The 13,433-nt window shown below is 71.2% G+C and carries 13 protein-coding genes; 3 read left to right on the top strand and 10 right to left on the bottom strand.

Features of this window, described 5'->3' with window-relative positions:
- Positions 1–24: 24 nt before the first annotated feature.
- Positions 25–792 (top strand): SURF1 family protein, encoded by a 768-nt coding sequence (locus ACFYWS_RS31910; protein WP_389282232.1) that lies wholly within the window; start codon positions 25–27, stop codon positions 790–792.
- A gap of 90 nt (positions 793–882) precedes the next feature.
- Here ACFYWS_RS31910 and ACFYWS_RS31905 read toward each other — a convergent pair whose 3' ends face one another.
- From ACFYWS_RS31905 to ACFYWS_RS31875, 7 genes are all read right to left on the bottom strand, one after another.
- Positions 883–1,995 (bottom strand): hypothetical protein, encoded by a 1,113-nt coding sequence (locus tag ACFYWS_RS31905; protein WP_389282231.1) that lies wholly within the window; start codon positions 1,993–1,995, stop codon positions 883–885.
- Complete coding sequence (locus ACFYWS_RS31900; RefSeq protein ID WP_389282229.1) at positions 1,992–2,666, bottom strand: SigE family RNA polymerase sigma factor; 675 nt, start codon at positions 2,664–2,666, stop codon at positions 1,992–1,994. Before ACFYWS_RS31900 ends, ACFYWS_RS31905 begins: the two co-directional genes overlap by 4 nt.
- Before the next feature lie 308 nt (positions 2,667–2,974).
- Positions 2,975–4,054: an aspartate-semialdehyde dehydrogenase gene (locus ACFYWS_RS31895; protein WP_389282227.1), complete on the bottom strand. Its 1,080-nt coding sequence runs from the start codon at positions 4,052–4,054 to the stop codon at positions 2,975–2,977.
- The gene (locus ACFYWS_RS31890; protein WP_389282226.1) at positions 4,054–5,352 is read right to left on the bottom strand and encodes an aspartate kinase; all 1,299 of its coding nucleotides are present in this window, start codon (positions 5,350–5,352) and stop codon (positions 4,054–4,056) included. Before ACFYWS_RS31890 ends, ACFYWS_RS31895 begins: the two co-directional genes overlap by 1 nt.
- Positions 5,353–5,632: 280 nt before the next feature.
- Positions 5,633–6,391 carry a DUF5063 domain-containing protein gene (locus tag ACFYWS_RS31885; protein WP_389282225.1) on the bottom strand — a complete coding sequence of 253 codons (759 nt, stop codon included), beginning with the start codon at positions 6,389–6,391 and terminating at the stop codon, positions 5,633–5,635.
- Complete coding sequence (gene recR / locus ACFYWS_RS31880; RefSeq protein ID WP_389282223.1) at positions 6,384–6,983, bottom strand: recombination mediator RecR; 600 nt, start codon at positions 6,981–6,983, stop codon at positions 6,384–6,386. Before recR ends, ACFYWS_RS31885 begins: the two co-directional genes overlap by 8 nt.
- An 80-nt stretch (positions 6,984–7,063) precedes the next feature.
- Positions 7,064–7,408 carry a YbaB/EbfC family nucleoid-associated protein gene (locus ACFYWS_RS31875; protein ID WP_389282222.1) on the bottom strand — a complete coding sequence of 115 codons (345 nt, stop codon included), beginning with the start codon at positions 7,406–7,408 and terminating at the stop codon, positions 7,064–7,066.
- Positions 7,409–7,755: 347 nt separating this feature from the next.
- Here ACFYWS_RS31875 and ACFYWS_RS31870 point away from each other — a divergent pair, with 347 nt between their 5' ends.
- The gene (locus tag ACFYWS_RS31870) at positions 7,756–8,520 is read left to right on the top strand and encodes an SLATT domain-containing protein (RefSeq protein WP_389282220.1); all 765 of its coding nucleotides are present in this window, start codon (positions 7,756–7,758) and stop codon (positions 8,518–8,520) included.
- A gap of 77 nt (positions 8,521–8,597) precedes the next feature.
- On the opposite strand, the gene ACFYWS_RS31865 is transcribed toward ACFYWS_RS31870, so the two are convergent.
- From ACFYWS_RS31865 to ACFYWS_RS31855, 3 genes are all read right to left on the bottom strand, one after another.
- Positions 8,598–9,248: a hypothetical protein gene (locus ACFYWS_RS31865; RefSeq protein WP_389282218.1), complete on the bottom strand. Its 651-nt coding sequence runs from the start codon at positions 9,246–9,248 to the stop codon at positions 8,598–8,600.
- A 125-nt stretch (positions 9,249–9,373) separates the two neighbouring features.
- Complete coding sequence (locus ACFYWS_RS31860) at positions 9,374–10,057, bottom strand: GntR family transcriptional regulator (protein WP_389282216.1); 684 nt, start codon at positions 10,055–10,057, stop codon at positions 9,374–9,376.
- A gap of 1,363 nt (positions 10,058–11,420) precedes the next feature.
- The gene (locus tag ACFYWS_RS31855; protein WP_389282214.1) at positions 11,421–12,776 is read right to left on the bottom strand and encodes an aspartate aminotransferase family protein; all 1,356 of its coding nucleotides are present in this window, start codon (positions 12,774–12,776) and stop codon (positions 11,421–11,423) included.
- Positions 12,777–12,928: 152 nt separating this feature from the next.
- Here ACFYWS_RS31855 and ACFYWS_RS31850 point away from each other — a divergent pair, with 152 nt between their 5' ends.
- Positions 12,929–13,432 (top strand): hypothetical protein, encoded by a 504-nt coding sequence (locus ACFYWS_RS31850; protein ID WP_389282212.1) that lies wholly within the window; start codon positions 12,929–12,931, stop codon positions 13,430–13,432.
- Position 13,433 lies beyond the last annotated feature (1 nt).

Here is a 13,433-nt window from a genome sequence, read left to right as displayed (position 1 = left end):
TTTCGGACCCCGTACCGTGAGGGTGTGTACCGGTTCCTCCTGACCCCGCGCTGGTGGGGGATCAACATCTTCGTCCTGCTCGCGATCCCCGTGTGCATCTTCATGGGCTCGTGGCAGCTCAGTCGTTTCGAGGACCGGGTGCAGGACCACAAGACCGCGTCCGAGCAGACGAAGGTGAACGAGACGGCGGCGCCCGAGCCGCTCGCCTCCGTGCTGCCCGTGGACAAGAAGACCTCCGGGAAGCGGACCACCGCGACCGGCCACTACGGCAAGCAGCTCCTCGTGCCCGGCCGGGACCTCGACGAGCGCAGCGGCTTCTACGTCGTGACGCTCCTCAAGGTCGAGGACTCCGGGAAGGCGCTGCCCGTGGTCCGCGGCTGGGTGCCCGGCGAGGCCTCCGCCGCGAAGGCGCCGGCCGCGCCGAAGGGTGAGGTCACGGTCGTCGGCGCGCTCCAGGCCTCGGAGTCCGCGACCTCGAACGGGGTGACGGCGGCGGGTGGCCTGCCGGCGGGGCAGGTCGGCGTGATCAGTGCGGCGTCGCTGGTGAACCTGGTCCCGTACGACGTCTACGACGGGTGGGTCACGCTCGACAAGGCGGACTCCGGGATGACGGCGGTTCCGGCCACGGCGCCCGAGGGCAGCGGGCTCGACCTCAAGGCGTTCCAGAACCTTGGGTACACGGGTGAGTGGTTCGTCTTCGCGGGGTTCGTGGTGTTCATGTGGTTCCGGCTGGTGCGTCGCGAGGCGGAAGCGCTTCGCGATGCGGAGTTGGGGATCGCGGCGTCGGTTTAGCGGCGCCGTCCCGTTTGCGGTCGACCGTGCTCACGACTCGGGGCTCCGCCCCGGACCCCGCGCCTCAATCGCCGGCGGGGCTTGAAAGGCTCACGACGCGGGCAGCAGGCCCGTCCGGTAGATCGTGCCCTCGCAGGCGTTCGAGATGGTTGTCGCCGCCACGGGCGCGCCCGGCTCCGCCGTGTGGGACACCGCGACGCTGCCTTCGTCGCCGCCTTCCGAGCCGAGCTGCGTGGTCGTCTGGGGGGCGGCGCCGGTCGTGGCGTCACCACTGTCGGTCCCGTCCCCCGTGGGCGAGGGCGAGGGAGTCGGGTCGCCGCCGCCACTGCCCCCGCTGCTCCCACCCGTCGCGGAGCAGGACGCGGAGGGCACCCACGCGAACCGCACCTCGTACGCCTTGCCCGGTTCCAGGATCACCTGGCTCGGCTCGGTCGACGGGTCGGGCAGCCCCGAGCCGTCGCCCGAGGTGTGGTCGACGACGCTCACCTTGGCCGGATCGGCCGCGCCCTGCGCGACGGTGACCACGGACCCGGCGCTGTCCATCGTGCAGTTGGAGCCCGAGACGTTCGCGACGCGGAACGTGCCGTAGACCTTGCCGTCCCCGTCGGGCGCGCCGACGGTGGCCTGCGGCCTGCCCAGCTCGCTCGCCTCGCAGGTGGGCGAGGTGGCCGCCGCCGTGGAGGCCGGGTCGGCCCCCGCTGTGGCGCCGCCCGCGGCCCTGCGCCCGTCGCCCTTCTTGCCCTTCTTGGCGCCCTTGTCCTTGCCCTTGGCGTGCGACGGCTTGCCCGCGTCGCCCTGTCCCGCGCCACCGGACGCCGTGCCCGAGGTCGCCCCGCCGCGCGTGGCGTCGCTGCTGTTGCCCGCGATGGCCGGCCGGTCGCCGGAGGGGTCGGGGTTCGTCACGTGCAGCACCGCGGGCACCGCCATGGCCGCGAACACGCCCACGGCGATCGCGCCGACGGCGGCCTGCCGCTTGCGTGCGCGGCGGGCCGGGACGGCACGGTGCAGCTCGTCGAGCGACTGCTCCGAGGGCTCGAGATCCGCGACGGCCTGCCGCATCATCCGCCGCACCGCGAGCTCGTCGTCACCGAGTCCGGGGTCATCGGATCCGGCGTCATGGGGGCCGATGGATCCGGGAGCGTCCACAGGATCACTCACTTCGTCGGCCGCCCGGCCCGGGCCGCCGTCGAGATGGTGGTTCATGCCGGCTCCTCCATGGCGACGCGCAGCGCCGCGATCCCACGCGATCCGTACGCCTTGACCGAGCCGAGCGATATCCCGAGCGACTCGGCCACCTGCGCCTCCGTCATGTCCGCGAAGTACCGCAGGACGAGGACCTCGCGCTGGCGTCGCTGCAGCCCGCGCAGCGCCTTCTTCAGGGCATCCCGCTCCAGGAGGTCGTACGCGCCTTCCTCCGCGCTCGCCATGTCCGGCATCGGCTTGGTGAGCAGCTTCAGGCCGAGGATGCGGCGGCGCAGCGTGGACCGCGACAGGTTGACGACGGTCTGCCGCAGATACGCGAGCGTCTTCTGCGGGTCGCGGACACGCTTGCGTGCCGAGTGCACGCGGATGAACGCCTCCTGCACGACGTCCTCGCAGGAGGCGGTGTCGTCGAGAAGCAGCGCCGCGAGCCCCAGCAAGGAGCGGTAATGGGCGCGATAGGTCTCGGTGAGATGGTCGACGGAGGTACCGGCCTGCGTCATCGACTCGTCAGCACCCTGGGCCGGAATGTGCGCCGGCCGCGCCGCTGGCATGGGGGCGATCACCGGCATGCCGCCGGCCACCCGGGCGCGCCGGGTGCCAAGGGGTGCGAGGGGTGGACGAAGAGCCGCGCCCGTCGCCCGTACTGCTGTGAAGTCCAGTACTTCTGCCACGCCTGTTGGACAAGCTTCCCCCCGTCAAGGTTGTACGCGTCAGGCGCCCTCTTTGCGACGGGCCTCGTCATCCCCACCGATGACGCCGTCTCCCATGCCGACATGCGCACCACACTCTTCCCCTATGCCCCGTAATGCCCGATGCCGGTCGACGCTTCAGCAGGCGACCGCAAAGACGCTCCCCGCCCTGCGCACGGTTGCAGGACGGGGAGGAAAACCCGCTTACACAAAACTCACACAGAATCTTATGAGCGGATCCACGCTTGGGAAGGGTCTTGCCGCATCGCGGACACCGAAAGAGCCGCAGCTCACATCGCGGTGAGCTCGGCCGCCACCAGTTCGGCGATCTGCGCGGTGTTCAAAGCCGCGCCTTTACGCAGATTGTCCCCGCACACGAAGAGTTCGAGCCCGGCCGGATCGTCGAGCGAACGCCGCACGCGGCCCACCCACGTCGGATCGGTGCCCACCACATCGGCCGGCGTGGGGAACTCACCGGCGGCCGGATTGTCGAAGAGCACGACGCCCGGCGCGGTCGCGATGATCTCGCGCGCCCGGTCGACGGTGACCTCGCTCTGGAAACGTGCGTGCACGGTGAGGGAGTGCGTGGTGACGACGGGCACCTGCACACACGTGACCGCGACCTTCAGGTCCGGCAGGCCGAGGATCTTGCGGGTCTCGCCCCGCACCTTCATCTCCTCCGACGACCAGCCGTCCTCGCACAGCGTGCCCGACCAAGGCACGACATTGAGCGCCACGGGCTCGGGAAAGGGCCCCGTCCGGTCGCCCACGGCCCGCCGCAGGTCACCGGGGGTGGTCCCGAGTTCGGAGCCGGACACGAGGGAGAGCTGCGCCCGCAGCGTCTCGACCCCGGCGCGGCCCGCCCCGCTCACCGCCTGATAGCCGGACGCGACCAGCTCACGCAGGCCGAACTCGGCGTGCAGCGCCCCGATCGCCACGATCATCGACAGCGTCGTGCAGTTGGGGTTGGCGATGATGCCGCGCGGCCGCACGCGCGCGGCGTGCGGATTCACCTCGGGCACGACGAGCGGCACTTCCGGGTCCATCCGGAAGACGGGCGAATTGTCCACCACCACGACGCCCTTGGCGGCGGCGATGGGCGCCCACTGCGCGGCCACCTCGTCGGGTACGTCGAACATCGCGACGTCGACCCCGTCGAAGACGGACTCCGTCAGGGCGACGACCTCGACCTCCTCGCCGCGCAGGGTGAGCTTGCGCCCCGCCGAGCGCGGGGAGGCCACGAGCCGGATCTCGCCCCAGATGTCCGCGTGCTGCGAAAGGATCTGCAGCAGAACGGCGCCGACGCTCCCGGTCGCTCCCACGACCGCGAGCGTCGGACGCCGCACGGGGGCCCCTGAAGGAGCGCCCATCAGCGGCCGGTGCCTCCGTAGACCACGGCCTCGTCGGAGTCCGAGTCGAGCCCGAAGGCGGAGTGCACGGCGCGCACGGCCTCGTTCACATCGTCGGCGCGCGTGACGACCGAGATACGGATCTCGGAGGTCGAGATCAGCTCGATGTTCACGCCCGCGTCGGTGAGCGCCTCGAAGAAGCCGGCCGTGACGCCCGGGTTCGTCTTCATGCCGGCGCCGACGAGGGAGATCTTGGCGATCTGGTCGTCATAGCGCAGCGAGTCGAAGCCGACGCTCGCCTTCTGCTTCTCCAGGGCGTCGATGGCCTTGCGGCCCTCGGTCTTGGGAAGCGTGAAGGAGATGTCGGTCAGGCCCGTGGACGCGGCCGACACGTTCTGCACGATCATGTCGAGGTTGATCTGGGCGTCCGCGACGGCCCGGAAGATCTTCGCGGCCTCGCCCGGCTTGTCCGGTACTCCGACGACGGTGATCTTCGCCTCGGAGGTGTCGTGCGCGACACCGGAGATGATGGCCTGCTCCACGCCCATTTCCCCTTGCTGGTTCTTCTGCTGGTTCTTCTCGATCGGCTCGTTGCTGACCCACGTGCCCTTCAGCCCACTGAAGCTGGAGCGTACGTGGATCGGGATGTTGTACCGACGGGCGTACTCCACGCAGCGGTGGAGCAGCACCTTCGACCCGGAGCTGGCCAGCTCCAGCATGTCCTCGAAGGAGATCCAGTCGATCTTCCGCGCCTTCTTCACGACGCGCGGGTCGGCGGTGAACACGCCGTCGACGTCCGTGTAGATCTCGCAGACCTCGGCGTCGAGCGCGGCGGCGAGGGCGACAGCGGTGGTGTCGGACCCACCACGACCCAGGGTCGTGATGTTCTTGCCCTCCTGGCTGACGCCCTGGAACCCGGCGACGATGGCGACATTGCCCTCGTCGATGGAGGTCCGGATGCGCCCCGGCGTGACATCGATGATCCGTGCTTTGTTGTGGACCGAGTCGGTGATGACACCGGCCTGACTGCCCGTGAACGACTGGGCCTCGTGGCCCAGGTTTTTGATCGCCATCGCCAGCAAGGCCATGGAGATCCGCTCTCCGGCGGTCAGCAGCATGTCGAATTCGCGCCCGGCAGGGATCGGAGATACCTGTCCGGCGAGATCGATCAACTCATCCGTCGTGTCACCCATCGCGGACACCACGACAACCACCTGGTTGCCGTTCTTCTTGGCGTCGACGATCCTCTTGGCGACCCGCTTGATGCCCTCGGCATCGGCTACGGAGGAGCCTCCGTACTTCTGCACGACAAGGCCCACGTGCGCTCCTCGCTCAGTCCGTCTGTCACCGCACGTACGTATGCGCACTGCGGTCGGCTCAGTTTAACGAGCGGCCGAAATCCGCCCCGGCTATATCACATCGTGAGATGTCCCGCCCACGACCTGATCACCAGGTTTTCCGTTTGCCGACGTCCGGCCGCTCGGACAGTCGCATGCCCGACCCTCGCCGGGGTAACCGGGGAAGTGGGACGGGTCACACTCATGGCGCGGTCGGCCGGGGTGGGCGTTGCGCAGTTCCCCGCGCCCCTGTCGAAGCCGGTTACTTGACCGGGCGCAGCCCCAGGGGGCCCGCGATCTCCTCGGCCATGACCTGGCCCGCCTCTTCCTCCAGGGTGCCTTCGGCCGTCGACAGGTCCTCGTCGGTGTCGAGGCCGTCGAGGTCGTCGAGCGGCTGGTTGAGGCGGACGTGGGCGACAAGGGACTGCAGGGCGCGCAGCGTCGCGGACGCGGTCGACCCCCAGTTGGAGAAGTACGAGAACTGCCACCACCACAACGCCTCGGTGATCCGGCCCGCGCGGTAGTGCGCCATACCGTGGCGCAGATCGGAGACGACGTCCGCCAGGTCGTCCGAGATCCGCGCGGCGACCCGCGCCTTGCGCGGCTCGTACGGGTCGAAGACCTCGGAGTACACGTCGACCGGGTCGAGCATCGCGGCGAGCCGCTCCCGCAGGTCGTCGGCGTCCATGTCGTCCTGCTCGGCGCCCAGGTCCGGCTCGTAGCGCTCGTCCGGGAGGATGTCCTCGTGCGCGCCCAACCGGCCGCCGGCGAGCATCAGTTGGGAGACCTCCAGCAGCAGGAAGGGCACGGCCGAGTCCGGCTCGTCGCCCTTGGCGATCTCGGTCACGGCCACGATGAACGACTCGACCTGGTCCGAGATCTGGACGGCGAAGTCGTCGGGGTCCTGGGTGGTGGAGTGCAGCGTGACCGCGTCGGGCGCCGACGGCTGCTGAGCCTTCGGCGGCTGCTGGGCCGGCGACGGCTTCGCTTGCGCCGGCGACTTCTGTGGCGTCTTAGACATCTAGGAGTCTTCTCCCCTCGAAGGCGCGGCCGAGGGTCACCTCGTCCGCGTACTCCAGGTCGCCCCCGACGGGGAGGCCGCTGGCCAGGCGGGTGACCTTCAGGCCCATGGGCTTGATCATGCGGGCGAGGTACGTCGCTGTGGCCTCGCCCTCGAGGTTCGGGTCCGTGGCGAGGATGAGCTCGGTGACCGTGCCGTCCGCGAGGCGGGCGAGAAGCTCCCGTATCCGCAGATCGTCAGGGCCCACGCCCTCGATCGGGCTGATCGCGCCGCCGAGCACGTGGTACCGCCCGCGGAACTCACGGGTGCGCTCGATCGCGACGACGTCCTTCGACTCCTCCACGACACAGATGACGGACCCGTCACGCCGCTGGTCGCGGCAGATGTTGCACAGCTCCTCCTGCGCGACGTTGCCACACGTCGCACAGAAGCGGACCTTCGCCTTGGCCTCCATCAGGGCCTGCGCGAGCCGCCGTACGTCGGTGGGCTCGGCCTGAAGGATGTGGAAGGCGATCCGCTGCGCGCTCTTGGGACCGACGCCGGGCAGCCTGCCCAACTCGTCGATGAGGTCCTGGACCACGCCTTCGTACACGGATTGCCTTCGCCTTCAGGTCGTCTTCTGCTGGTTGTGCCGGTGCTGCGTCTTGGTACGTACGGTAGTTGGCGGCGGGGTCAGAAGGGGAGACCCGGAATGCCGCTGCCGCCGCCGAGCCCCTGGGCGAGCGGGCCGAGCTTCTGCTGCTGGAGGTTCTGCGCGTTCTCGTTCGCCGCCTGGACCGCCGCGACCACCAGGTCGGCGAGGGTCTCGGTGTCTTCGGGGTCGACCGCCTTCGGGTCGATCACCAGATTGCGCAGCTCACCGCCCCCGGTCACCGTCGCCTTGACGAGACCGCCGCCCGCCTGGCCCTCGACCTCGGTCTGCGCCAGCTCCTCCTGAGCCTGCGCGAGGTCCTGCTGCATCTTCTGGGCCTGCTGGAGCAGCTGCTGCATATTGGGCTGGCCACCACCGGGGATCACGATCAGCTCCTGTTCCGGTCCGCTTCCGGTCCGTGCACGTCGTCGGTACGGGGCGGAAATCCACGGCGGTCGTCCGCCGATGCCCCTGGATCCGAGCCTACGTGGTCGGGGGTCCGCCTGCCCCGGTGACCTGAAGCCTCCTGGGGCATGCGCGGCCTCATTTCCGGTCTGCACTCTTTCGAGTGAGATGGGTTGCTTTCTATACCTGATGCGGGACCACTTCCGGGCGGAGATCCGGTGAAAACTGGGGTTCGGCCACCCGTTGAGCGGTAGGAAGATGCTGCACATCAGGCCCTGACGACGAGTGCGGGCCTGGCCCCAGCCGTGATCTGTCGAGGGAGTTCCGGGTGAGTCAGCCGGAGATGCAGCCCGAAGGTGCACCCCAGGAGGGCTCGGGCGCCGGCGAGGACGGCGACCGGGGCGGCCGCGGCAAGAAGGCCCCCCGGCAGAACGATCTCACCGGCCGCACGCTCCCCCTCGGTGACTGGGGCGAACCCGCCGAGCGGCTCGACGAGCTGTACCGCTGGGTCGAGCAGGGCGCCCTGCGCACGGCGGACTGGTACCTCTCGGACCGCGTGTGGAAGCGCAGGGGCGCGCGGGCGCTGCGTACGGGCACGGTGCTGGGGGCGGTCTGCGGCGGTGTGCTGCCGCTGCTCGACCTGACGGGCGTGCTCGCCGGTGCGGCTCCCTGGGGGTATCTGTCGCTGCTGCTGGCGGTGGCGTGCGTCGGGTGCGACCGGTATTTCGGTCTGACGTCCGGCTGGATACGGGATGTGGCCACGGCGCAGGCCGTGCAGCGGCGCTTGCAGGTGCTCCAGTTCGACTGGGCCTCGGAGAACGTACGAGAGGTGCTCGGGCCCACCGAGGGCACCGCCAGTGAGGCGGCTGAGCGGTGCCTCGGGGTGCTGCGGCGGTTCTCGGACGACGTGACGGAGCTGGTGCGGGCCGAGACGGCGGACTGGATGGTCGAGTTCAAGTCCGGCCCCGCGCCCCTGACCATGCAGGCGTCCGTGCCGGCCGCCCGCCCGGCGGACCAGCCGAGCAGCCGCTTTCCGCTGCCGCCGGGGACCCGCCCGAACATGCCGCGCCAGCGTCCGCCGGAGCCCCGATAAAGCCCCGCCGGCGATTGAGGCGCGGGGTCCGGGGCGGAGCCCCGTGGCGTGGGGACGGTCGGCCGCAACGGTTCCGGTCAGCTGAAGATGAGCATGGAGCTTTGAGCCAGGCTCCGGGTAGCCGCCTGGTGCAGCCCCAGCCACACGTGCCGCTCCCGGGCGAACGGACTGTCATCCAGGGGCACCGCCGCCGCCGGCTCCTCCAGGGACGTCGGCGCGACCGGCGGAGCGGGCGGCCGCGGCGGATTGGCCGGGTCGATACCGATCGCAGGGCCTACGAACTCCAGCTCCCGGAGCAGCGCGTGGGACGAGCCCAACGGGCCGCCTCCCGCCAGGAGTTCGTCGTTGGAGAGCGGCTCTGGGAAGTCCACGGGAACGTACGCCCCCGCGTGGTCGTAATGCCAGACCAGGTGGGAACCCTGGGCCGTCGACTCGAACATTTCCAGCAACTGCTCGTAGTCACCGCCCAGTTCGTCGACCGGTGTCACCGCGAGGCCACAGATCTGCAGGAGGTACGCCCGGCGCAGGAAGTGCAGCGCGTCGTAGTCGAAGCCGGCGATCGGCGCCACGTCCCCGGACAGGCCCGGCATGTACGCGTGGACCGGAACCGGCGGCAGCCCCGCCTCGTTCAACGCCTTGTCGTAGAGCGCGAGTTCGTCGGCGAACGGATTGTCGGGGCTGTGGCACAGCACGTCGACCAGGGGGACGAGCCACAGGTCACAGGCCAAGGGGGCTCCTCAGTGCTCCGGAGTGCTCCGGCGCGGTGGGCGGTATCGGCGTCGTATCCAGGGTAGTGCGATGCGCGGCAGGGTTGACCTGTCTTGCGCCTACCCGTTGCCCGCGCTCCACCCGCTCAATGGCCTGTCAGAGCCTCGATCAAGGAGAGCGAGTCGTCGTTGTACGAGGCGATGAGCGCGTGCGCGGCATCCGGGTCGCGGCCCACGAGCGCGTCGACCAGGTCGCAGTGGCCCGCCCACAGCCGGCCCCTGAGGTCGCCCGCGGCGCGCAGGTGCGGGACCGCGCACATCCAGGACTGGACGCGCAGGCGGTGGAAGAAGTCGGAGAGATACGGGTTGCCGAACAGGGCGGAGAGCTCGCGCCAGAACCGCAGGTCGTAGCCGATGAGCACGTTCAGGTCACCGGCTCCCGCCGCACGGGACGCCTCCTCGCCGCGGCGGCGGACCCCGGCGAGATCGGCGGCGGTCTGCGGGGCGCGGGACGGGTCCGCGGCGAGGCCGCGGAAGATTCCGTCCGCGACGAGGCTGCGGGCCTCGATCATCGCCCGGTAGTCCGTGAACGAGTACTCGTGGACGCGGAAGCCGCGGTGCTGCGCGGAGTCGAGGAGCCCCTGGGCGCTCAGGTCGACGAGGGCCTCGCGGACGGGGGTGGCCGACACCCCGTAGCCCTCGGCGATCTCCTTGACGGTGAATTCCTGGCCGGGACGGAGGCGTCCCGCCAGGATCTCGTCGCGCAGCGCGTCCGCGATCTGCTGGCGCAGGGTGGAGCGGGTGACGGCGGGGCCGTCAGATACGGGCACGGATCGGGTCCCCCGGTTCGGCTGGCGTGGTCGTACGGTCTGGTGTGGCTGGTCAGGTTACGCCTGCGGGGTTTGGGGCGGGGGCGGGGTTGGCGTCTTCGGTGATCGTGGCGGGGGGCCGGGGTTTGGGGCGGGGGCGGGGTTGGCGTCTTCGGTGATCGTGGCCGGGCCGGGGTTTGGGGCGGGGGCGGGGTTGGCGTCTTCGGTGATCGTGGCGGGGGCCGGGGGTTTGGGGCGGGGGCGGGGTTGGCGTTGTCGATCCGCGGCACCGGGGTTCCGGACTTGCCGGGGCCGGCGTCTGCCGTCATCCATGCGCCGTACCGGGGTTCCAGGGGTTCGCCGGGGCCGACGCCTGCCGTGATGGGCGCACGGCACCGTCCCTTACCCGGCTGCGCCGGCCCCGCTCATCTCCCACCCACCCGCCCCCTCCGGGGGCTCCGGCCCCGAGCGGGGTGACGCCTGGGTGCGCAGCACCGCGGGGTGTGGGCTGTGCCGGGGACGGCGCCTGCGGCCATCGATACGCCGCACAGGGGCTCCGGAACGTGTCGCCGGGGACGATGCCTGCGGCCGTCAAGACGCCGCACCGGGGCTCCGGAACGTGTCGCCGGGGACGATGCCTGCGGCCGTCAAGACGCCGCACCGGGGCTCCGGAACGCGTCGCCGGGGACGACGCCTGCCGCCATCGATACGCCGCACTGAGGTTGCGGGGCCTGATCGTGCCCTGTCCGGCTGGGCCGGGCCTCGGTCATCTCCCACCCGCCGGCTCCCGGAGGGGGAACCTGTTGTGCGGCACCGGAGTTGTGGGGATTCGCCGGGATCGGCTTCCGTGGTGCTGGGCCGCGGCGCCGGGTCTTGTCCGACCGCGCTGGTTGCGCGGTCGTCTCCCTGCCGCCCGCCCAGTCGGTCTCGGAGGTTGCGGTGCCTGTTGCTTCGTGGGGCGGGAGCCGGGCCGGTGGCCGTAGGCCTGAGACGGGGGCGGGGGCGGGGACGGTGTCGACCGTCGTGGGCGGGGAGCCGAGGTGCCCGAGGCGGGGTGGCCCCCCCGCTGGGCCGCAGCCCCCGGAGGGGGCGGGTGGGTGGGAGATGGGCGAGGAAACCGGGCCAAGCCCCGGCCCCCGATCAAGCCCCGGCCAACGCCGGTCACTCCCCCGGCACCCCGCCCCCGGCGCCGAAACCCGGCACCCGGCCCCCGGCCCCGGTCACCCGGCACCCCGGCCCCTGGTCACCCCGGCACCCGGCCCCCGGCCCCGGTCACCCGGCACCCCGGCCCCTGGTCACCCCGGCCCCCGGTCACCCGGTCACCCGGCACCCAGGCCCTCGGCCCCCGTCACCCGGTCGCCCCGCCCCCCCGGTCACCCGAGTGTCACGCCACGTGCTCGTCCGCTACAGCCAGCGCAGCGTCCAGCGCCGAGAGGCCCTCCTTCGTCTCCGACTCCGTGATGTTGAGGGCCGGGACCACGTGGGTGCGGTTCATGTTGATGAAGGGCCACAGGCCGGCCCCCTTGGCGGCGGCGCCGAACGCGGCCATCGGCGCGTTCGCCTCCCCCGCCGCGTTGTACGGGACGAGGGGCTCACGCGTGGAGCGGTCACGTACGAGCTCCAGCGCCCAGAACATGCCGACGCCTCGCACCTCGCCCACCGACGGGTGCCGCTCGGCGAGGTCGCGGAGGGCCGGTTCGATGACCTCGGAGCCCAGCTTCGCGGCGTGGTCGACGATGCCCTCCTCCTCCATCACGTTGATGGTGGCGACCGCGGCCGCGCAGGCCAGCGGGTGCCCCGAGTACGTCAGGCCCCCCGGGTACGGCCGCTTCGCGAACGTCTCCGCGATCGCGCCCGAGATCGCCACGCCGCCCAGCGGGACGTAACCCGAGTTCACGCCCTTCGCGAAGGTCATGAGGTCCGGCGTCACGTCGTAGAGGTCGGCGGCGAACCACTTGCCCGTACGGCCGAAGCCCGCCATGACCTCGTCGAGGATGAAGACGATGCCGTAGCGATCGCAGAGTTCGCGGACGCCCGCGAGGTAGCCGGCCGGCGGGAGCATGATGCCCGCCGTGCCCGGCACCGTCTCCAGGATGATCGCCGCGATGGTCTGCGGGCCCTCGAACTGGATCGTGGACTCCAGGTGCTCGAGCGCGCGCTCGCACTCCTGCTCCTCCGTCTCCGCGTAGAAGCGGGAGCGGTACAGGAACGGGGCCCAGAAGCGGGTCACACCCGCCGTACCGGTGTCGCTGGCCCAGCGGCGCGGGTCACCCGTGACGTTGATGGCCTGCTGGGTGCCGCCGTGGTACGAGCGGTACGCGGAGAGCACCTTCGGGCGGCCCGTGTGCAGGCGGGCCATCCGCAGGGCGTGCTCGACGGCGTCGGCGCCCCCGTTCGTGAAGAAGATCTTGTCGAGGTCGCCGGGAGTGCGCTCGGCGATGAGGCGTGCGGCCTCGGAGCGCGACTCGATGGCGAAGGCCGGGGCGAAGGTCGTCATCTTCCCCGCCTGCTCCTGGATCGCCGCGACGACCTTCGGGTGCTGGTACCCGATGTTCGTGTAGACGAGGCCGGAGGTGAAGTCGAGGTAGCGGTTTCCGTCGTAGTCCCAGAAGTAGGAGCCTTCGGCGCCGGCGACGGCCAGCGGGTCGATCAGCTCCTGTGCCGACCAGGAGTGGAAGACGTGCTTGCGGTCCGCGGCCTTCACGGCGGCGCCGACCTGGGGATTCGGCTGAGGGGTCATGAGGCCGAGGGTAAGGGGGCGATGCATCGGCACACCATCGGCGTCCTGTCTGTGGGACGCCGCCGAACCCGACACCCTGTCGCCCCGCTCCGGCCCCACCTCTGAGCTGCTTTTAGCGTGGCGTTAGGAAACGGTCGGGCAGGCTTGTCGGCATGAGACAGCCGATCACCCACCGCTGGCGCAACGTTGCCGTGACCGCGGCCTGGGTCGCCGTGGGAACGGCCGCGGGCGCCCTCGGCGCCTGGCAGCTGGCGGGCACCGACGCGAGCGCCGGGACCGGCACGCACGGCCACCCGCTCGACGACGCCGCGGTGCACCGCGCCCTGGCCTCCGCGCAGGCGTCGACGCCCCGCGCCGACGCCTCGTCCGCCACCCCGGCCCCCGCCGACCAGCGCCGCACACTCCGCTTCACGGGCGGCTCCGCGACGGTCGAGTGCGGGGCGGACGGCAGCGTCTACCTGGTGTCGTGGAGCCCGTCGGACGGCTACGAGATCGATGACGACGTCGTACGCGGCCCGGGCCGCGTGGCCCGGCTCGAAGCGGAGCCCTCCGACGACGATGACGGCCCCGACCGGCACTACGAGATCCGCTGCGCTGGAGCCTCCGGCACTCCTCGGGTCACGGAGACCGCGGAACCCGACGACGAGGACGACTGAC

The organism is Streptomyces sp. NPDC002795, from assembly GCF_042888725.1.
GTDB lineage: Bacteria > Actinomycetota > Actinomycetes > Streptomycetales > Streptomycetaceae > Streptomyces.
Note: the sequence above shows the minus strand (reverse complement) of the source record. Positions and strands in the feature narration are given on the sequence as shown.